We start from the raw sequence: 20798 nt of genomic DNA on the forward strand, positions 1-20798 counted from the left end.
CTCCTCTATCATAAAGAATGAAATACGTTTACAGTTTTAAAAAAATTGGTAATTTCTTTGATTTTGGTTATCTCATTCGATCTTTCACTTTTCAAATTTTTAGGGCAATAGGGATCTCTACCACTAATTTCTCCATATTCCACTATTTTTCTGACTTGACATCCGCCTCTGCATTGCTCATATATGGCACACAAATTACATACTGAATTATTTTGAATTTTGGATAAATACTGTTTTAGTTCATCTGATCTATTATAAAATTCTTTTAAAGAATCCCATTCCTGATAATATCCTAATAAAGTATCATTCATAAGACACGGTGTAATTCTCCCATCAGGATTGATAGTCAGCAACTCCTGCCCACCGATGCAACCTTTAAGACCAGGTATACCAATAGAGAAACAATTAACCTGAGGATTTGTAACATTAGTAATTTTCATTTTCCCTTTATACAAGCTAACTAACTCGTTGACATAATCAACTGCTTGATAGTAACCATCTGTTCTTTTACCATAGTGACCTAAAGGGTGATTTACCGATCTTTCTGGATTAGCAAACTTGATTTTATCAACACCGATATTTATTGCCAGTTCAACGAATTCCTTTAAAGTCTCAAAGGAAGTTTCAGATGTATATGTGGGTTTAAGTGCTATTTCAGTTTTAACGTTCAATTTTTTACGGGCAATTAACAAGTTTTCAATTCCCGCTAATGCTCTTTTGTAATTCCCCTTTCCTCTAATCAGCATATTTGATTCTTCTGTCGGACCATCAACGCTGACACTAACTGCGAAAGGTTCATATTGCATTATCATTTCTGCCATTTTCTGATTTATAAGCGTACCATTAGTGGCCATTGATGTTACTATGCCTAGATCGCTTGCAACTTTCAGATAATGATTCAATCCATCCGGGCAAGATGTCGGCTCTCCACCCGCTAGATGTAGCCTCATTACCCCCCAATTATACATTTCTGTAATTATATTTTTTATATCTTCATTTGACATTGTTTCATTGTTTAAATGATTTTTATTATAACAGTGAGGACACCTAAGATTACATTTACTGGTGAAATCAAAATAATATTCTAAAGGAGCCATCAAACGATCATTCTCCTCAGAGAATAATTCTCTTATGCTTCCTTCAATACCTATGTATTTCAACTCTTCTATCAATTCTTCAGACAAATCAGCTCCCCAATTAACGTTCTCTCTTCTTTTTAATATCACATCGATCAGTTTTGACTCTATTTCTTTATTATTCGGCAATAAGTATCTTTCCAATTTCTGACTATACAAAAGCAAACCAAAGAACTCTTTTCTAATTAATAGTTCTTTCGAATTCATAATTCATCTCCTTCCCCAGAAATTATACTATTATAAATTTTGGAATGCATATGACATTAGTCATTTTTTTCTATAAATAACCCATAAATCCCACATTGATATGAATATATTCCAGGCCTGTTGATTAGCCAAAAATAGGATAAAAAGAGTCGCCTTTTCGGGTAATGGAAAGTACCACCCAACCATTCCGAAAAGAGGTGACCCTCATGAATCAGTGTACCTTATTTCAGAACTTGCTACCCACTATCCTTAGCGAATCCAAAGTGAAAGCCGTAGCTGAGGAACAAGGCTATGAAGATACAGCCCGCAAATTCACGGTGTTTCAACTCCTGCGGTATTGGACTCAAGCCGCCTTAGAGCAGTGGGATAGCTATCGCTCTGGCGTGGATTATGCCGCTTTCAGTGGCTTGCCAGTCGTCCATTATTCCCGTTTTTCAACTAAGGCAGCCGAAGTACCGTTTGCCGTATTTAAGGGACTTTTTCATTTACTTATCCGCAAGTGTAGCCGGGAAACACGCCGTAAACTCCCTTTTCCGAAAGAGTTACTGCTCATTGATTCGACCACCATGACCGTGGGAAAAACGCGTTTGCCTTGGGCTCCTTATCATGGAGAGCGAGCAGGGATTAAACTGCATGTGGCTTTACGGGCTGAAAATGCGCAACCGCTTCAGGTCATTGAAACGTTAGGTTCTAAGCATGATGGTCCCGTAAGTGAAGCATTGGCTCAACCGGATTACATTTTGGTGATGGTTCGTGCTTATGGAAAACTGGAGCGTCTGGATCACTACAAAACAAATGGACAATCTTTCGTGATTCGGCTTCGTGACAATGTTCATTTGGAGAAACCTCATGCACTGCGTCGCCAAAAGATGCCGGATTCTGCGATTATTCGCGATATCACCTGCCAGCTAGGGATACCGCAGTGCCGTTCTGGGCAACGCCACCGCGTGGTCATTTTCCGGGACTTTGAGGGTCGAGAAATACGAGTGGTTACAGACTTAATGCAAGTCACCGCTGAACAAATTGCACAGATGTACAAAGCACGTTGGCAAATCGAGGTATTTTTCCGTTGGATTAAGCAAAACCTCAATATTCCTACGTTGTTTGGTACCACCGAAAATGCTGTTTATGGTCAACTATTCTCCGCTTTGATCGTCTATGTCCTGCTCAAATGGCTGTTCGACGCTGCACATATGGAGTGGCCTAGGCATGTCATTCTTTCCTTTGCTCGATTTTCTCGCTTGCTGATTCTTCATAAACTGCCTGTTGAGTGGTTGGTAAAAATTCAGCATATTGTTCAAAATTTCACTTCATGTCCGTTTAATTAAGTTACTTATTTTGGTTAATCAACAGGCCTGTAATGATATATCTGTATTGTTGCAGTTTGAGGAATCAGAGAAATAGCGTCTCGTTTAAAATGTATGATGCTATTGCATAGACAAAGCAAAGAGCCTAGGTGATCCTGTTTGGGCTTATTTGTCGTCCCCCGATTGAACGCAATTTTACGTGAATGAATCAGGAAGATTAAAAAAGAGGATTTCTAAATTACATAGAGTCCTCTTTTACTTATGCTTTTGACAAACTGTCATAAGCCTTGATGTGACTGGATTTAACGCAATGTTAATGTTGTACGCTGTGCACAACTTCGGCGTGTCACTTGGTGACATGATTACAAACAGCTTTAACACTACTGTGATTGCTCCTTCCATTTTCATTTTAAGAGAAGTATTCACTGCAATTTTTGCAACAGCAGGTTCAGTATACGTACTTACACGAATTGCATGGTTTGTATCAACCCAATAACCTAGAGTTTCAGGGGTTTTATCAATAGGGCCAATGATCAAAGATTGGGTACTGATTATATCAGCATTCTTTTTTCTTGATTTAAATTAACGTAATTGACATAATATCAATAAACATCCTTTCCAAGGATATTAGGATCGCTATATTTATAGACTTGTCCTACAGTTCTTTGAATGGCTTCATAGTACTAAAATTCTCCTTTTCCAAAAACATTATTGGAGGCTGACAAATGAGTAAATTTGAAAAAAGTCTAATTAAGTATTTGTCTTACGGTTTTTTTGTAGGAATATATTATTCCTTTATTAAAGGGCCAACAACAACGAGTTCTTCGGTCAACGGTATGTTTGAATTTTATACGGTACCCACTTCTACTTTTATTTTCAGAACATTATCAACCTCGTTTCTACTAAGCCTCATTGCTGGAGTGGTGTATACAATTACTTTTTTATGTATAAGAGGAAACAAATGAATTCATAAAATTTAAAGCAAAAGGAGCCGTGCTGATCCAATGGCTCCTTTTCTTAATTGGCGGTTCGACAGCAAATGCCATGTTATTGGTTATGCCATTTGAAGCTTGTTGTACACGATCCGCAAAATCGAGATGTCCCCCAAAAACTATCACAATCCCATTATGAGAAGGAACATTTACATCCGTTATTTGTTAAATGAAAAATTCCCTTTTCTAAATCTGACTCAGCGAAATTAGGGAGTGAGAATATAGATTTGGACATTCCTGTTTGAGTCTCCCCAAAGTTGGTGAACCCCTTTGACATAACTGGTTCCCGTTCTGGAAATGAGTTCGGATTTCGGGTTACACGACTTCTGAAAGCTCAATAACGAATTGTGACTTCCAAATATGGAGTGCCGTATAATTGCGGATATACCTTCTAAAGTCGCGTTTCACGACAACCAAAAATATCCAGCCACCCTCAATATGGGGGCAACTGGATGGTAAAATTGGTGTTTTATTGGGAGGGATATAATCCACATACCTCTGAGACGCTCACACGTTCGTTTTAAGCCTGTTATTTCGGATTCGGGATAACTGGAGTGATTTGTAAATAACATAAATTAAAAACCATCCTTATTGGATGGCTTAAGGCGATTACTGACTAAACACAGGCATTAAGTTATTTGCTAATGAGCTTAATAAATTTGTAGACACATTAGCAAACATATTTGATCCTTCTGCTAAATGTTCGAAGAATAAAACAATACCTGCGAACATAATAACAGCTATAACTATTTGTGGTGTACTCTGCCTTATTTCACGTATAAGTTGTCCCCTTTGATTTGATACCTATATTTTACATTCTGGATGTATGACGATCAAATCTGATGTTGTCCTATTAAATCATAATAAACTTGTCCTCTTTTGGCACAAGCTTTCTTGGTTTATTGGAGCCTTTAGGAAACTCTTCAATTTCAAAAATCCCCCGGAAATAAAGAGCTAACTGCTCATTGTTTTTACTTTGTTTTTTATTCACATCTTCAAAAAGTTTGATAACACCGGTGAAGATTTGGAGGACCTCATATCCATCGGCACCATCGGTCTGATCAAAGCCATTGAAAGCTTTCAGACCGGGAAAGGCACCAAATTGGCAACGTTTGCGGCCCGTTGTATAGAAAACGAAATTTTGATGCATCTTCGCTCACTGAAAAAAACACGCAAAGACGTATCTCTCCATGATCCTATAGGGACGGACAAAGAGGGCAACGAAATTACTTTAATTGATATCCTCGGCACCGAGGCGGACGATATTGTGGATAAGGTACAGCTCAAAATAGAGAAGAGTAAAATCTATCGTAACCTGGATATTTTGGATGAGCGTGAAAAAGAAGTGGTTATTGGTCGATTTGGCCTTGAAGCCGGAGGAGAAGAACGTACACAGCGGGAAATCGCCAGAGAACTGGGGATTTCGCGTTCGTATGTGTCCCGCATTGAAAAGCGCGCATTAATGAAGCTGTACCATGAATTTTACAAGCAGAAGGGGTAATGGATAAGGAGAAATATGAAGCCACTTGAGGCCCTTAACAGGGCCTTCTCAGCAGCTTTCCTCAGCTCAGGTGTATCACCGTCTAATCTAAAAAACAAATTCCACGCAAATAAAAGCCTGTAGTGGTTTTCTACACTACAGGCTAAAAATGCTTGATATTATTGGGTATTTTTACTTCGTGAGGACAAGTTCCTCCGCTAGTTGGCTCTCTTAAATTGAATTTATTTTCCTACATACTCATCCAAAAAGCGATCTACTCTTTTGAAATATTCAGTGGGGTAATGGTTGATGGCATCGATGTGCTCCGTATTTTGCGGGTACCACACTTCTGCTTTAGGGTCATCTTTTAAGGACTCGTAAATAATTTCTGTATTTTTATAACTAATTTGCTGATCTCCAGTACCATGAATGAGCATAACTGGCTTGTCCTGCATCTTTTTTACCGCATCCATAGGAGATATGGAATCAAGATCAACCTTAAAGACCCAATTTGCCATCCATGTCGATGTATAACTGAATGGAAACGCAGGTAAACCTGAAAAGAAGGGCAAACCCTCTCTCAGAAATAGACCAGCATTACGAAAAGGACTATCCGCAATTACGGCTTTGATGTCATCACTTTCACTTGCGGCTAGCAAAGAAGTAGCAGCACCCATTGAAAAGCCGATAACTCCAATGTTATCACCCGTATGTTCTCTGGATTTTAAATAGCTTACAGCTCCTAGCAAATCGTATTTTTCATTGAGGCCCAGTGTAATCAAATCACCATCGGATTTACCTTGCGAGCTGAGGTCAAATGCCAATACATTGTAGCCTTTCGGAACGAAATGCTCTACTAACTTTTGGGTCCGCCCTTTGACTAAGCGATTGCTCGTATATCCATGGACGACAATAATCGTCTTATTACTTGTTTTACCAGAAAGACCACTTGCAGGAAATAAGGAGCCTCTAATTGTATTATCATTTTTCAAACTCTTGAACTCGACCTCTTCGTAGGGAGTTTTATCGATATTCAATCCGTAGCTGACATTAGTGTCTCTGGGATGGTGCAACAAGGTGTCTACTACTTTATAAGATATAAAAAATACAAGAGCCAGCACAAGCAAAAGCACGATCCCTAGGCTCCATAAAATTTTTTTCCGTTTTTTCACACGAACGTTAAATGTCAGATCGGGTTGTAATGATGTTTGACTCATTTAGACTCCTCCAGTTTTTCTTTAGGTTGTATGGGTGCGAACAAATAAAAGGCATGCCCCTTCAGATTTTCCCACTCGGGATGATGAATAATACTTTCTCCAAGAGTTAAGCCCACTCCATTTAAGAAAGAGATATAGGCACGAGAGATCATTGCTGGAGAAAAGCTTTGGTTGAATTCTCCCATTAACTGTCCCTTGGCATAGACGCATTCGATCGCATCTGTCATTACCTTTATACTTTCAAGGACCCTCTGTGTAAGTTCAGGGAATCTTATTCGTTGTCCTAAAACAGATTGAACAAGCCGCAACTCATTTGTATAGAAGTAGATATGGTTGAATTGTTCTGCCACCATGTTCTTAATCAATACGCCCGGCGTCCCCTCTTGTTGTAGACAAGCAAGCGATTTCGCCTGAATATCAGCAAGCGGCTCAAGGACAGCAGCGTAGTATAAAGCTTCTTTGCTAGGGAAATATTGAAAAATGGTTCCAGGAGTCACTCCCACACTCTGCGCAATGATAGCCGTTGTGGTATTAGAATATCCACTTTCTGCGAACAGGACAACAGCTTCCTCTAGGATACGTTTACGCCGCTCCAGTCTTTTTTCTTCATTGACGGGTCTTGCCAAATGTATTCTCCTCTCTTTAAACTAAACTTTCATTAATTAAATGATTGATTATTTAATTAATAATATATCTTAAATTACGGCTTAAAGCAAGAGTGAATTTATCTTACTTACGATATGTATTTTATATTAGGGAATACATTTATTGAGAGGTTCATATGAATATAAAATGATAATTTCAACAATATTAAACAATTAAACTAATGGAGGAAATCCACATGACAAAATTTAGTCAGAACCCAAACGATTATTCTTTTTCAATTGATCCTGTCGTTATAGCAGAAGAAAATGTTTCGACAAATGGTGATTCCAAAAATACTTTTCCAAAAAATGTTTTAGTCGATAATAATCTTTCTTGGGAAAGCAGCTTAAGCGGTAAAGGTGGAGAATTGATTTTCAAATTAGATGAGGGCAAAACGATTAATGATATCCTCTTGGCTCAGCCAACTTTTAAAGCTTTTATTCTTACGTTTTCTCTTCATGGTTCAAACGACGGAGCAAATTGGTTTAGATTAGGTGAAGTAGAAGCTGTGCCAACTACTGCAAAAACGACTTACCCATTTAGCAATGAGATTCCTTTTCAATATTATAAAATAACTGTACTTTCATCTGGACTGAATAATACAACTACCTATTATGGTGTACGTTATATTCAGTTAAGAACCGCTTTAATCAATGGCGTTCCAGCCTATAGAAACTCCAATTTAAATCCCGCTATTGCGGAATAAAAATCAATGTGAACATACTATACCACTCAAGATCGCTATTCCGGGCTCAACCCTAATCAATCTTGCTGCATCAAGTCCTTTATGTAAATACACAAAAGAGGGGCTGGCTAATGCCACCCCCTTCCTTTTATTGAATTTTTTGAATCATGTTATAAATCATTTCAGCCGCTTCGGCGCGTGTGATTTCCTGTTTTGCACGGAAGCTTCCATCTGGATATCCTTGTACTAAATTAATTTCGGTTAGACCAAGTACATCTTCTCTGGCCCATTCCACAATTTGAGAGGCATCTGAGTAGATATTGCTTTCTTGTTGTGGCGTAGCCTTGATAACGTTGTTCACCATTTTAGCCGCCTGCTCCCGGTTAATAACGCGATCTGGGGCAAATACCTTGTTACTAAATCCACGAGCGACCTGATCTTTAATCGCTGTTTTCAATAGATCAACATACCACGCTGATGGATTGATATCCTCGAAGCTTAAAGCCATATCCGTTTCGAGCGGTAATTTCAGGGAACGGACGAGCATCGAAGTGAACTCCATACGTGTTACAGGTCTGCTCGGCTCAAAAAGGGTTTGGGTCCTACCCTTCACTACCCCCAAATCGGCAAGGGCATTAATCTTATCTTTATTAAATGCCCGCTCAATGTCACTAAAGTGATTTGGCTTCGTTTCGATGGAAGGTGCTTGAATGATTGCTGTTTCAGTCGACTCCTGTACATCGGGCTGAATTGGCTTGACGATCCCGCCACCTCCTGCTCCACCGCCTGAGGCTGAGGCTTCTGTGCTCCCCGTTGTTTTACCGTTCGCTTGTTTAGCAATGGTACGCTCTCCTTGGCTGTTTTCTGCCCAAAGCCGAACTGCATACGATTGTTTCTCTCTAAGTTGACTCCAAATAAAGCTTCGATCCTTACCACGATATAATTCTGTTTGTCCTTCACTGGTGAGCACGAAAATATCATTTTTGTGTTCTGACTCCCAATGGATCATAAACTCGCTATTGGTCGTTTCTGTTTTCGAAAATGCAAATTCTGGAGACGGTAATGTTTCTACCTCGCCTTCTGTCTGTTTACCTTCACCGCTTGTGTTAACTGGTTTGACGGTAATACGATACACCGTGGAGCTGTCCAAGCCATCTACTTTAAAATTAGAGTTGACTGTATGACCGATAAGCAGACCATTTTGATATACATGGTAGGTATCCGCACCAGGAGCTTCTTTCCACGTAACTAACAGATCGGTATCTGTTACATCTTTAAATGTCAGCTCATTATCTGGTATTTGACCTGGCAGCGCACGATACGTAAATGGAGTGATCTCTCCTGCGCCCGTTGTATTAACAGCTTGAATGCCGAACGAGTAAATCGTACCGGGTTGAATACCTGAGAGCTTAATACTAGTATCCTGAGTGTCCAAGATTTCACCAGTATCTTTCCGAATTACAGCATATTGATAAGCATTTTTGGTTTCATCCCAGTTCAGCAAAATCTGGCCATTCCCTAGCTCTGTGACTTTGACGTTTTGCACTTGAGGTGGAAGCGTAAGCAGTTCTCCCCGCACGGGCTGACTAAACCCGCCACTATTACCGCTGCTCACCTGAAAACCGTATTTTTGTCCACCTTCTAATCCTGATACAACTACACGTGGTTCAGTGCTGTAATAATCCTGGCTATTAATTGTTACTTTATATTTGGTTGCCCCATCGACTGGGTCCCATACAATGGCAGCATCATGTTCCCTAACATCTACTGCAACAAGTTGTACAACCGATGTGGGTAGTGTTAATGCGTTGATAGTCGTATCTTCACCCCTACCACTTCGATTGTAGGCTCGTATTCGAATATTTGCGGTCATACCCGCGGATAACCCATTAAAAGTATAGGCATGGCTTCCTCGGGGAATCCGTACATCTGGCTCATCATTAACATTCAAGATGTATCCGTCAGCCCCTTGTACATCTTGCCAACCTACACCGACGGAATATACATCATTCTCCACACTAGCCAGCGTAGTTACCCGATCAGGCAATGTGATGACCCCTAAATGAGCATAATCTCCAAAGCCCGTTGCATTTTCAGCTGAAATGGAATAATCATACTCCGTTCCTGCCTGAAGTCCCTGATCAGCGAATTCAGTATACACATCTTTATAAACAGATGCTTTGTCCCGCTCCAGAGCATAGTATGCCGCTGTAATTACACGATTCCATTTCAAGTCGATTCCATCGTCCTTCACGGTTACATTTTGGAATCCGCTCGGGCTATCTGGCAGGCTCAAAAAAGACACATGCTTGGCTGCACCCTCTCCGCTGGCATTCATAGCTGATACAGAAACATCGTAAAATTCGCCTGGTTTCATTCCCGTAATTGGATTATACACATCCTGTGTAACAGTATCCTTAAATATGACTTCCCCCGTACTAACATCTATTGCTGTAATCTTATAGCTGTCAGCTGAAAGCACTGGCGTAAAATCAGCCATGATTTGTGCTGAATTACGAGAAATGGTTCGTAATCGGATCTGATCCGGAGCATCAGGTAACGTTAACACACGAACTCGATTGGAATAAGCATTGCCTCCCACGTGATTACTGGAACGCACTTCATATTCGTATTGACGCCCTCCCTGTAGCCCTTTGTCTGTAAAAGAATTTGTCGGATGCGTAACATCCCAAATCTCATTCGTCGTTAAATTTCGGATGGTATAGACGTAACCATCATCAAGGCCCGATGGAAGAGTCCATTGCAGATCGACCTCTGTATTTCGCACGGATGACGCAGAAAGCTCAGCCGGCTGAGGCTGCTTCTGAATGCGAAGTGCTCTGCTGACCGTTTCAGAAATGTTACCCGCCTGATCTTTAACCTTGGCATGAACATACCATTCACCTTCATTTGAAAGGTTAATCTGAATTCCTGTATCAGCAGCTGTATCCCAATGTTCGGGTACATCAGGGCTGTTCGTGATTTTATACTGCATCGTTGCTGGTTCGATCCCCGAATGTTGGTCCGCATATCGTATCCCCACTTGAATGCTCGTATCCTTCCATTCACGCGAATCCGGTGTCAGTTGGATCGTAGGGGGTTCCAAATCAACATAAGATGTTGCGGACACCGGATCACTCCGATTTCCAGCTACATCCACAGCTTGAGCAGTCACTTTTACGATGCCAGAACTATTTAATACTCCCGATGAACCAGGAACATAATTGCCAGAGCCCATTTGATATTCGTAATGTACTACTGAAATATCCGTTCCACCCGAAATAGCAAATTGTACTGGCTTATTGGTGTATCGGGTGGGCATCGTCACCTCGGAAAACGTAACTTCCGGGGGCGTTGGCTTGGTCCGGTCAATCATGACCGATTGAGTCACGATTGGACTAGGCACGTCCAGATTATTGATCGTTCGTGCTGATAATTCGTACAGCCCTTCCGCGTTTAATGTAAAAACGCCATTGTATGTCTGCCACTCCCCTGCTGAACTCAAACGGTACTGCGTCATCTTAATCCCATTAACAGGATCACTTCCTGAATCAATAGCAATATTCACATTGTTGATCGTTGGACCCACCTCGCTAGCTCGGATAGCAGGAGCAGTCGGTCCCTTTTTATCAATAGTGACTTCCTTGCTTACTTCTTGGCTCACATTACCCACATTGTCTATGGAGCGGGCATAAACCGTGCTTTTGCCATCTTGATTAACATGGAATGCTCCACCATAGTCTTGCCAACCTTGATTGATAACGCCCGTCACGCGAAATTGTGTATGGGCCAGCCCAGAATAATCGTCCGCCCCTGGCTGCAATGAAATGGTATAGTCATTACTGTTGCCCGCTGTACTTATGATCGGTGGCGTTGGTGGCATTTTGTCTATCCTGACATTCCCGGAGGAAAGACCACTGTACTGGTTGTTCACGTCTACAGTCCGGGCATAGATTGTATTTACACCATGATCATATATAGTAAAGGGTCCTGTGTACTGTTGAAATGCTCCACCATTTAGGCTGTATTCATAGTATTTCAGCCCTTCAGGTGCCACATCTCCATTGATCCAAACCGTTACAGGTCCTTTGGTCCATCCCGTACTTGCTTGGCCTTCAGCCCCTGCATTAATCTGGGGTGGTTTAGGCATCAGATCTGATTTGGGAATGACACGGACTCCAAACTTGGATATTTCATTACTAGTCTGCTGGTTAGTACCCATAGCTCTAAAATACCGAATATCTTTTAACGTAATAGAGTCTGTGATCTCTACCCATTTCCCTTGATAAGAGCTACTGGCATAAAATTTTGTGACATCGGTCCATGTATATAAATTCGTTCCATTAGGCTGCCAACTGTTACCCGCCGCTGCATTAGATACATATATATTAGTATGGTAAGACCCTTCGATATAAACAAAAATCTTATACTCAGATGTCTTAATAGATCTTCCAATGTCAACAAAACGTTCTGTCGGCTGCACCACACCTTCACACTTATATCTTGCCGAGCCCATGCCGCTATAAACTTCAGTTGCTCCTATTCCATTTCCTGACCATAGCCCCCAACTGTCACCCCCACCAGGTAAATTATTTTGGCAAAAAGGTCCACCGATGATCTCTTGGGTAGCAGCTGATACCCTCTCTGGAAATATAGGGAGGGCGGTTAACATGACCATTACAGCTAAAAATCCATATACCCACTTGCTATACTTCCTTACCTTTCGCTTATTTCTTGGATACATACATTTCTCCCTTGCTTTATTTTATTTTCAAAGAGTTTTACAAACTCGTTTCGGCCAAAATAGAAAAAGCACCCCAAACGAAGGCGGTTAAGCCTAAGTTTGAGGTGCTTCCTCAATGCAACGAGTATGTTTTGAAGTTATTATACTTCGTTCTAAACGTAATGTAAACAGCACGACATCATTTAAAATTCATAAATTCTTGTATTCCACATTATTCCACATCTCGGGATTAGCCTTGAAGCCTTAATTAACGTGAACGCCCAAGTTCCGAAAAAAGCCGCGCAAGTTCTGACTGTAAGAGTCCTGTATAGCGGAAGATTCCTTAAGAATATTTTGCATACTATTCATAAATGCGGAAGCTGAAGTCGTATCAGCCTTGTCAAACCGGTTCTCTATTCGCGTGTTATTTAGCAACTCCGCAATCTCTCCTGTGCGTTCCTTATATTTCTCAATCCATTTAGGGTTTTGAGGAACCTTTTGTGCAAAATCTATCAACTGACTCAGTCCATTCCCTCCACCTTTAATGTCATTGATGAACGCAGTATATTTTTGGGGATCAGCCTGCTTCATCACTTCAGACAGTTTGACATAATCCTCAGGGGCACCTAACGGACGGTCTATTGGAGTCGTGTAGTTAATATCTCCGGTCTCCGGATCAGTGGATCGTGTCAAAGCAATAGCCGCTATCTGGTTCATGGTTTCCAAGAACTCTTTGGCCTTATCACCTTCCATATAGTGGTCTGCAATATACTTGGATTGGGAAACTCCCATCTCCAGTAACACGGTTCGCTGGCTCTCATCTGTTACTGTACCATTGACGATAAAATTGGATTCAATCATACTGTACACCGCATTGGACACTTCTTCTGGCTGACCTTCTAAAACTCGGTTTAATGCATCGTTGATCTGGGTTGTACCGAAATACTTAGCAGCCTGTGATACAATAGCTCCTTCAGCCAGCTGCCTACCGGTTTCGCTAATCTCTACGGAGTCTTGAACAACGAGCTCAGAGGGTTTTCCTTCATAAAGCTGGGGGGATTGGACTTGCTTTGCTGCCGGATTTATCCGCAAGCTACTAGTGTTAACAACAGCTTGTTGCATTCTAAGGGGCTCAAAATTCATTTTATTTCCTCCTGTCATTTGGTAACAGGCACTCTAAGTCGTATGTATAATGTAATGTGACCCTGTTTCTATATATATCGGACAAAGCACATATGGAATGAATATATGCTTTATCCTAAAAATGAACAAATATTAAAGCAGTTAATCAACGGACATAAATACTGTAAGCGAAGTGATATACAACATCTGTGTCTATTATCGAAGTACCTGTAACCTGAGCAGCTACCCCTGAAAGATCGTAATAGTGTATAAAACTCATTACTCCAGACAGATATTCCAGAATACTTCCAGTTGAATGTGGCAGGGAAAGGGTAACACTAAAGGCCCCATTCTGATCCGTATAAGCTGTGCCTGTACGAGTGCGATTGCCGCTGCCTTCAGTCCAGTTCTGATTCAACCATGTCACATCAACAGGCGCATTTGCAACAGGATAATTATCAGTTGTAGTAACGACACCCTTCACAGTAAAATCACTGGTTCCAGTAACTCGGTAATGACGACCGTAAGAATAGGTTGGGTAGTCACTAGGGCCATTTTTAGAAGAATCGTAACCGTTAATTACAATTTTTCCAGCCCGAAGTACGGGTTTAAGTGTTAGTGTATATAAATGGTCGGCTGAATACTGATTTGTTGTGTACACTCGCACATAGTAGCTTCCCGTATTCAAAGAAACATTGTGATTCGTTTGCGGGAGAAGCACCATTTGGTTGTCGCTGAGAGCTCCATAAACTTCCGCTTTGTAACCATAGCTTTCCGAAACACTGTCGAGCTTTACATTCAAAGCATCGTAATTACGGCTTGCGGGGATCGTGATTTGATACCAGTCGTTATCAATGCCTGAATGGATGGAACGTGAGTTAAGGGAAGATCCACCCGTACTAAAGGTAAAGTTATAAGCATGAAAAGCGCCCTCATCCGGCTCATATGCATCGTAGCTGGAACTTATATCGACAGTTAGATAGAAGGGATCATTAATGGTAGAGCCCTTCTTGGCATGAACTGCAATCGCATAAGCTTTTTCAGATCCGATAGCGTTGCGCGCTCCTACGTTTTCGGGAAGTGATGCAGCCCCCTGTTCATAATTGTTAAAATAAGTCCCGTAGGTGGAAGCGTCAATAGCATTGGGATTAATGTCACCTGTCGTCATATCAAACTCGTATAAGTATAAATCATAGTCAAGCTGTGCTGAAAATGGACCATCCAGCTGAGCTTGCAACAATTCGCCGGGCTGCAAGTAGATTGGGTATAAAAACTGTGTACCTCCCTCTTCCGTAATCGTACCAGAATACGTAGCAGAAGAAGCTGTGGCTGCCGCTGGGCTTGCTTTCAGCGAAGGAACAGTTTCTTTTTTCAATGAGGGTGTCTCTGGTGTCTTGAAGTTGATATCTTCCTTCATTGCATACACCGAAGAAGTAATACTGTCCGGCTTGTCTGCCCGCGTTAGCTGCTTAATGACGCTTTCATTTACAGTTGTTAGCTGAACATCAGACTTCGCCTTAATTGCTTGGTCCGATACCCCCTCTGTGCTTTGACTCGCGTTCGCAGTCATCCCGAAGGCAAACAGGAGCATCGTACTCAGCATAACTGCAATAGCCTTTTTGAACCTCTTCATACTGAAATCCCCTCTCAAATGGTTTAAGGAATTCCCGCTATTCCCCGGATAAACCAGGGTAACTTCTAGGCTGTATGACTCTATCATAAAACACTTCTAGTTCTAATGGAAGATACTGTACTAAATATTTTTATTTGTAATATATGATATCAGGACCATTGGAGTATATAGTAATGTAGTGTAGCTGAATCAAAAAAACATAAAGAGCCGCCTTTTTCGAAAATGGAAAGCCTCAGCAAGCCATTGCGAAAAAAAGCGACTCTTATGTTTTACTCTACTACGTTAAAAGATGATTTAATTTCTAATTTCTAATACTGTAAGCAAAAAGATAAATAATATCCGTTGTACTAATCGAGGTGCCGTCGACCTGAGCCGCTACTCCTGTAAGATCATAATAGTGCGTAGAACCAATGTCACCCAAATAATCTACATTTCTTCCTGTAGATTGTGGAAGGGAAAGTGTCACACTGAATGCCCCGTTATTATTCGTATACGTAGAAGCCGTTCTGGTACGGTTACCGCTGCCCTCGCTCCAGTTCTGATCCAGCCAAGCGACAGTGACAGGAGCATTGGGAACCAGTTGACCATCCGTCGTTTTAACGACACCATTCACGATCAGGCTGCTGCCTCCATTAATACGATAATGACGACCGTATGAGTAAGTTGGATAGTCATAATAGCCATTGGAATTATATCCAGTAATTTCAATTTTACCAGCCTTGAGTACCGGTTTAATGGTTAGTGTATACAAATGGTCGGCTGAATACTGACTTGTGGTGTACACTCGCACATAGTAAGTTCCCGTGTTCAAGGAAACATTGTGATTGGTTTGCGGAAGAAGCACCATTTGGTTACCCGTGAGCACCCCATAAACTTCCGCTTTGTAGCCGTAGCTTTCCGAAGCGCTATCCAGCTTTACATTTAATGCATCATAATTGCGGCTCGCAGGGATCGTGATTTGATACCAATCGTTATCTATACCGGAATGGATGGAACGTGAGTTAATCGAAGAACCTGCGTTGTTAAATGTAAAATTGTAAGCATGAAAGGCACTCTCATCCGGCTCATATGCATCATATTTGGAGCTTGTATCCACAGTCAGATAGAAAAGATCATTAATACTTGACCCCTTCTTGGCATGGACTGCAATCGCATAAGCCTTTTCAGATCCAGTCGTGTTGCGGGTTCCTACATTTTCGGGAAGTGATGCGGCTCCCTGCTCATAATTGTTAAAATAAGTACCGTAGATGGAATTGTCAATAGCATTGGGATTAATGTCACCTGTCGTCATATCAAACTCATATAAGTGTAAGTCATAGTCAAGCTGTGCTGAAAATGGACCATCCAACTGGGCCTGCAACAATTCGCCAGGCTGCAAATAGATCGGATATAAAAACTGTGTGCCTCCCTCTTCCGTAATCGTACCGGAATATGTAGCGGAAGACGCTGTAGCTACGGCTTTAGCTGACCTTGGACTTGCTTTCAGCGAAGGGGTAACTTTCTTTTTCAAAACAGATTTCTGTGGTGTTTGTAAGTTGATATTTTCCGTAATGGCGTACACTGAATCTGTAATGCTTGCGGGCTTGTCTGCCCGTGTTAAGTGTTTAATGACGCTTTCATTTTCAGTTGTTAGCTGAACATTGGACTCCGCTTTAATCGCTTGTTCCGTTCTAGCCTCTGTGCTTTGACTCGCGTTCGCAGTCATTCCGAAAGAAAGCAGGAGCACCGTGCTTAGCAACACCGAAGTTGCCTTTCTGAACCTTTTCATACTAAAATCCCCTCTCGAATGTTTTACTAAATTTCCGTTATTCCCAGATACATCTGGAAAACTTCTAAGCTGTCTATCACTATCATAAAACAATTTTAGTTCTAATGGAAGATACTTCTTAAAATATTCTTATTTGTAATCCGTGATAATTAAGTCATCGCTTTTGGAACTATGCCTGAGGCAGTGGACAGAGCACTGGAAATCCTTGTCTACTTTTCTACCCTAAAAATCACGACGAAAAAGGCTCCCCTAATTAAAAGGGAGCCTTCGAGTTTCAAGCGTGCGCTGTGCTTCAATCCGCACTCAGATAGAGTGCGACACCTGATATCATTAATAATCTACTCAAACACAAATTTCAATCCACGCACTCATATGGAGTGCGACTTAAACAAGCAACGCAAGGAAGAATTGGCGAATATTTCAATCCACGCACTCATATAGAGTGCGGCAAGAAACCAAGCTCCATCATTACGCGAGACGGGGAATGTTTCAATCCACGCACTCATATAGAGTGCGACTAAAGCTCTAATAGCTACCCAAGGAGAGGGGATAGTTTCAATCCACGCACTCATATAGAGTGCGACTCGTATCCGCCTTCATTTTTTCCACGATCCCTTTTATGTTTCAATCCACGCACTCATATAGAGTGCGACATGCGACACCATTCCATATCCATCTGTAGTCAAAGTTTCAATCCACGCACTCATATAGAGTGCGACGGTAATCCATCCCTTGGAGATCAAACAGCGTCCACTGGTTTCAATCCACGCACTCATATAGAGTGCGACAGCGAAAATGCAGTAATTCATACCCTAACGATATCAATTCCACACATTACCGTAAAAACTGATGCCCAATAAGCTTGGATCAACTATTGACTTTTACGGATAGATAACCAATCCAACACTTTTCGACAAGTTTCGAGGTGCGAAGGACCCGGGATTTTCATGTGCGCTTGGGGTTCGCACCGAATCGGCTTCTATATGGTTACCTATTTTTAATGAACAGATCAATCAACTTAGTTTCGACACTATTTTACCATAAAAACCCTACCATTCTCTTATTTATACGATATAATAAAATGATATGGATAGTTCTTTTTGACTACAAGTCACATCGAATTACCCATAACATACATAAAAAGGGGAATACAGATGAAAAAACTTAGCGTATTTATGTTGGTATTATGTTGCTTTTCCATTTTGGCAGCCTGCTCTACCGATCCGGTAAAAAAAGATTTAATTACCTATGTGAATGATGGAATGCTTCCCTTGGCACAAGATGAAAAAGCAGTAACTGATAAGTATGAATCCGTGACCGGAGATAAATACACAGATGATCTAACACTATATAATACTTTAAAAGACAACATTATCCCCGAATATACCAAATTCGTTGATAAGCTAGAAGCTGTAAAGACGGAAACTCCTGAGGTAAGAGCCGTCCACGAAACCTACATCAAGGCCGCTAGTACTCAAAAGGAAGCCTTCATTATGATGGTTGATGCGTTGGAAAAACAGGATATGGGCTTAGTCAATGAAAGTAACGCCAAACTCAGCGAGGGTAGAAAGCTATTCCGAGATTTTGGCGAACAGGTCAACACACTTGCCAAAAAGCATGATGTGGAGATGAATAAGAAATAAATTTTAAAGCTCCCATCAGGGGAGCTTTTTCTATATCTCTTAGGAATACTCGAAGCAAATGACCGCTTTACCCAATTCTCTATCATAAAATAAATATACGGAATCTGCCCCAAACGCTTGAAAATAATATCCGGTAAAGGAACCGATATAGGTAAAAGTCTCGCCATTGGCACATTTAGGTACATGAAGCAAGTTTGTATGTTCGAACTGGAGCATCTCTTCGATAGATTCACCATATTCCTTTATATAGCTTTGGGCCTCTTCGGACTGAAATGCGATATCATCCAAAATACCGTTGACCTCAGGCCAACTCAGTCCCCAGCCGCTGGATTGCTTTTCCTCAAAATCGCGGGTGAGTTTTTCTACAGACTCTCTGGCATCTCCAAAAAAGGAATAAGGATAAATGTTGTTATTTTTCAGGAAAAACGCTTTGCGGGATTGGTAGTCTCATAGTTGCCCCCTATATTTTCTCTCCAACTCTTTTTTCTTTTGTTGAATATCCATCTTATATGTATGTCCTCCTCTATGATGTATGGTCTATACCCATTTCCTTGAATTGTAACAAACGGGTTTGAAATTCGCTATAAGTGGGCCGTCTACTTTCTGTTGTGTTGGTTCAATGCGATTAAGATGGTGACAATTAATCCGATCAACGCAACCAGCAGCGTACCGAACATCATCATTAATGTCAAAGCATCTTTAACCTCCACAGCCCTCACATCCTTTGCAGGAGACTAGCCAACTGCCCACCCAAGCCATTTTGTCGTCAGCGTAGCAACTACACCTATGGGTTATTATGTACGGGCATACATTTCCTCTTCTACTCTTTCAATCGCTTGAATCAGCGTCATGTGAGGGTCCTCACGCTTATACTGCATGGCCTGTTCGCCTGTACCGCCAGCATCACACCATTCCCAGTACATATGCACATCTACGGATTCCAGAAAATATACAGATAAGGCTTCGACCGGATTCATAGCATACATCGCCATAAAGGCTTCATTCGAGAGTTGCTCATAACGCAGGTATTCGTCTTTCATCAGGTAGAGCAGATGCTGGATTGCCTGATCATTCACATTCATGATACGACGGATGAACGCATTGCGTCTTTCAACCGTATTCAGTATGATTTGCATAGCATGACGAATCTGTACAGCTTCGGGACTGATTTTGAGCAGGTGAATTAAATCATTAGTGGTTAAATTAGGGTTCCAAGGAGCTGGCTCAATAATCCGTGTCCATGCATCGTTATGCCCTCTTTCAAAAACCTCAATCGCGTCCGAAACATCGACACCGATGGTTTGCCATTTCTGATGAAGTGCATCCACAATATGATAATAGTGTAGCTTTGCTGCTCCTTGCTCTCCCTTTTCCTGCTCCCACACCTGATTCATGCGTACAATATCCTTGATCGCTTGCACATTCGCTTTCCGTTTTTCAGTCATAGGTATCATCCTCCATTGAAATTCTGGTAAAATAGCAATAGCAAAGCTAAGGGTATGTTGGATACACCCCTTTGGGTTGTAGTATGTCAGTCTCGAATATGCCCTTAAGGTCATAAAATAAATATAACCCTATGGTCATATTTTGTCAACGATATATGGAGGAAATCCAAATGTTAAAAATCAGAATCAAGCTAAAGGAAATTCTCAAAGAAAAAGGTATCACTCAAAAACAATTAGAAGAACTATCCGGTGTTTCACAGGCAAGGATATCCAAACTAAGCAGTGATGACCGACAAGAAGTAAACTTGCTTATGCTTGAAAAGATCGCCCATGCTCTGGAGATCAAGGACATTTCCGTGTTAATGCAGTTTGAAGAAACAGAATAGCGTGATTTGTGCATGTTAAACGCAGGAATAGATTAAGGGGTCTGTTTTAAAACGGGCTTCTTTTTTGTGTTCCACTTTTTAGAATGGTGGTCCGAACAGTTCCACGTCTATAAAAAAAGTTAGTTCATCTTGAGTTTATTAGCATTTTATAACCAACATAAAAAAGGCTTGCCAAGTTCTAAGGCAAACCTTTTTTATGTTTCAAAGTAAAATGAGGAACGTCATAGCTGTGCTCATCTGTGGTATGAGGAATACGTGTTTTCAATTCATGCTGCTATATAAGGAGCGACCTTGACGGATATCATCAAAGCTTTTTGGGCATTTGCGGATTTCAATCCACGCTCCTACATAAGGAGCGACCCACCCGCTCCATCTGCTGGTGTAACTCCTTTTGGCTGATTTCAATCCA

At 41.2% G+C, this 20798-nt stretch carries 15 protein-coding genes and 2 CRISPR repeat arrays (1 of these 17 cut by a window edge); of the genes, 5 read left to right on the plus strand and 10 right to left on the minus strand.

Features of this window, described 5'->3' with window-relative positions; translation table 11 throughout:
- Positions 1-8: 8 nt before the first annotated feature.
- A complete protein-coding gene (locus AC0WRU_RS16850) occupies positions 9-1343 on the minus strand; it encodes a radical SAM/SPASM domain-containing protein (RefSeq protein ID WP_476125634.1) in 1335 nt (444 codons plus the stop codon).
- A gap of 206 nt (positions 1344-1549) precedes the next feature.
- Here AC0WRU_RS16850 and AC0WRU_RS16855 point away from each other — a divergent pair, with 206 nt between their 5' ends.
- Both AC0WRU_RS16855 and sigK read left to right on the plus strand, forming a co-directional pair.
- Positions 1550-2671: an IS4 family transposase gene (locus AC0WRU_RS16855; RefSeq protein WP_476125635.1), complete on the plus strand. Its 1122-nt coding sequence runs from the start codon at positions 1550-1552 to the stop codon at positions 2669-2671.
- A 1929-nt stretch (positions 2672-4600) separates the two neighbouring features.
- Entirely contained in the window at positions 4601-5143 is a 543-nt protein-coding gene (gene sigK / locus AC0WRU_RS16860) for an RNA polymerase sporulation sigma factor SigK (protein WP_476128662.1), read from the plus strand.
- Positions 5144-5364: 221 nt separating this feature from the next.
- Here the strand turns inward: sigK and AC0WRU_RS16865 are convergent, their stop codons facing one another.
- The gene (locus tag AC0WRU_RS16865) at positions 5365-6339 is read right to left on the minus strand and encodes an alpha/beta hydrolase (protein ID WP_476125636.1); all 975 of its coding nucleotides are present in this window, start codon (positions 6337-6339) and stop codon (positions 5365-5367) included.
- On the minus strand, positions 6336-6965 hold the full coding sequence (locus AC0WRU_RS16870) for a TetR/AcrR family transcriptional regulator (protein WP_025683636.1): 630 nt from the start codon (positions 6963-6965) through the stop codon (positions 6336-6338). The genes AC0WRU_RS16865 and AC0WRU_RS16870 overlap by 4 nt, the downstream gene beginning before the upstream one ends.
- A 215-nt stretch (positions 6966-7180) precedes the next feature.
- On the opposite strand from AC0WRU_RS16870, the gene AC0WRU_RS16875 reads away from it, so the two are divergent.
- Entirely contained in the window at positions 7181-7690 is a 510-nt protein-coding gene (locus tag AC0WRU_RS16875) for a discoidin domain-containing protein (RefSeq protein WP_476125637.1), read from the plus strand.
- 127 nt (positions 7691-7817) lie between these two features.
- On the opposite strand, the gene AC0WRU_RS16880 is transcribed toward AC0WRU_RS16875, so the two are convergent.
- From AC0WRU_RS16880 to AC0WRU_RS16895, 4 genes are all read right to left on the minus strand, one after another.
- On the minus strand, positions 7818-12413 hold the full coding sequence (locus AC0WRU_RS16880; RefSeq protein WP_476125638.1) for a fibronectin type III domain-containing protein: 4596 nt from the start codon (positions 12411-12413) through the stop codon (positions 7818-7820).
- Between the two features lie 243 nt (positions 12414-12656).
- Positions 12657-13535 carry a hypothetical protein gene (locus AC0WRU_RS16885; protein ID WP_476125639.1) on the minus strand — a complete coding sequence of 293 codons (879 nt, stop codon included), beginning with the start codon at positions 13533-13535 and terminating at the stop codon, positions 12657-12659.
- A 145-nt stretch (positions 13536-13680) separates the two neighbouring features.
- A complete protein-coding gene (locus tag AC0WRU_RS16890) occupies positions 13681-15147 on the minus strand; it encodes a peptidase associated/transthyretin-like domain-containing protein (RefSeq protein WP_476125640.1) in 1467 nt (488 codons plus the stop codon).
- A 301-nt stretch (positions 15148-15448) separates the two neighbouring features.
- Entirely contained in the window at positions 15449-16915 is a 1467-nt protein-coding gene (locus AC0WRU_RS16895; RefSeq protein ID WP_476125641.1) for a hypothetical protein, read from the minus strand.
- Positions 16916-17267: 352 nt separating this feature from the next.
- A CRISPR array of direct repeats spans positions 17268-17703; the repeat unit is 32 nt; unit sequence GTTTCAATCCACGCACTCATATAGAGTGCGAC.
- A 366-nt stretch (positions 17704-18069) separates the two neighbouring features.
- Between AC0WRU_RS16895 and AC0WRU_RS16900 the strand changes: the two genes are divergently transcribed.
- Positions 18070-18558 carry a hypothetical protein gene (locus AC0WRU_RS16900; protein ID WP_431087728.1) on the plus strand — a complete coding sequence of 163 codons (489 nt, stop codon included), beginning with the start codon at positions 18070-18072 and terminating at the stop codon, positions 18556-18558.
- 39 nt (positions 18559-18597) lie between these two features.
- Here AC0WRU_RS16900 and AC0WRU_RS16905 read toward each other — a convergent pair whose 3' ends face one another.
- The 3 genes from AC0WRU_RS16905 to AC0WRU_RS16915 all read right to left on the minus strand — a co-directional run bounded on the left by AC0WRU_RS16905 (position 18598) and on the right by AC0WRU_RS16915 (position 20003).
- Positions 18598-18846, minus strand: coding sequence for a hypothetical protein (locus AC0WRU_RS16905; RefSeq protein WP_476125642.1), 249 nt, complete (start codon positions 18844-18846; stop codon positions 18598-18600).
- Between the two features lie 308 nt (positions 18847-19154).
- On the minus strand, positions 19155-19268 hold the full coding sequence (locus tag AC0WRU_RS16910; protein ID WP_223264084.1) for a putative holin-like toxin: 114 nt from the start codon (positions 19266-19268) through the stop codon (positions 19155-19157).
- 84 nt (positions 19269-19352) lie between these two features.
- Complete coding sequence (locus tag AC0WRU_RS16915; protein WP_476125643.1) at positions 19353-20003, minus strand: hypothetical protein; 651 nt, start codon at positions 20001-20003, stop codon at positions 19353-19355.
- Positions 20004-20173: 170 nt separating this feature from the next.
- Here AC0WRU_RS16915 and AC0WRU_RS16920 point away from each other — a divergent pair, with 170 nt between their 5' ends.
- Positions 20174-20389, plus strand: a complete 216-nt coding sequence (locus tag AC0WRU_RS16920; RefSeq protein WP_025685628.1) for a helix-turn-helix domain-containing protein — start codon at positions 20174-20176, stop codon at positions 20387-20389.
- Between the two features lie 258 nt (positions 20390-20647).
- Positions 20648-20798: direct repeats of the CRISPR family, unit length 32 nt; unit sequence ATTTCAATCCACGCTCCTACATAAGGAGCGAC (it continues 293 nt past the right edge of the window).

This window comes from Paenibacillus sp. 1-8, assembly GCF_056316205.1.

Bases quoted from the DNA above. Each gene is read 5' to 3' on its own strand.
- AC0WRU_RS16880 (WP_476125638.1), bottom strand. From the start codon at position 12,413: ATGTATCCAAGAAATAAGCGAAAGGTAAGGAAGTATAGCAAGTGGGTA.
- AC0WRU_RS16850 (WP_476125634.1), bottom strand. From the start codon at position 1,343: ATGAATTCGAAAGAACTATTAATTAGAAAAGAGTTCTTTGGTTTGCTT.
- AC0WRU_RS16895 (WP_476125641.1), bottom strand. From the start codon at position 16,915: ATGAAAAGGTTCAGAAAGGCAACTTCGGTGTTGCTAAGCACGGTGCTC.
- AC0WRU_RS16885 (WP_476125639.1), bottom strand. From the start codon at position 13,535: ATGAATTTTGAGCCCCTTAGAATGCAACAAGCTGTTGTTAACACTAGT.
- AC0WRU_RS16875 (WP_476125637.1), top strand. From the start codon at position 7,181: ATGACAAAATTTAGTCAGAACCCAAACGATTATTCTTTTTCAATTGAT.
- AC0WRU_RS16915 (WP_476125643.1), bottom strand. From the start codon at position 20,003: ATGACTGAAAAACGGAAAGCGAATGTGCAAGCGATCAAGGATATTGTA.
- AC0WRU_RS16900 (WP_431087728.1), top strand. From the start codon at position 18,070: ATGAAAAAACTTAGCGTATTTATGTTGGTATTATGTTGCTTTTCCATT.
- AC0WRU_RS16865 (WP_476125636.1), bottom strand. From the start codon at position 6,339: ATGAGTCAAACATCATTACAACCCGATCTGACATTTAACGTTCGTGTG.
- AC0WRU_RS16920 (WP_025685628.1), top strand. From the start codon at position 20,174: ATGTTAAAAATCAGAATCAAGCTAAAGGAAATTCTCAAAGAAAAAGGT.
- AC0WRU_RS16855 (WP_476125635.1), top strand. From the start codon at position 1,550: ATGAATCAGTGTACCTTATTTCAGAACTTGCTACCCACTATCCTTAGC.
- AC0WRU_RS16890 (WP_476125640.1), bottom strand. From the start codon at position 15,147: ATGAAGAGGTTCAAAAAGGCTATTGCAGTTATGCTGAGTACGATGCTC.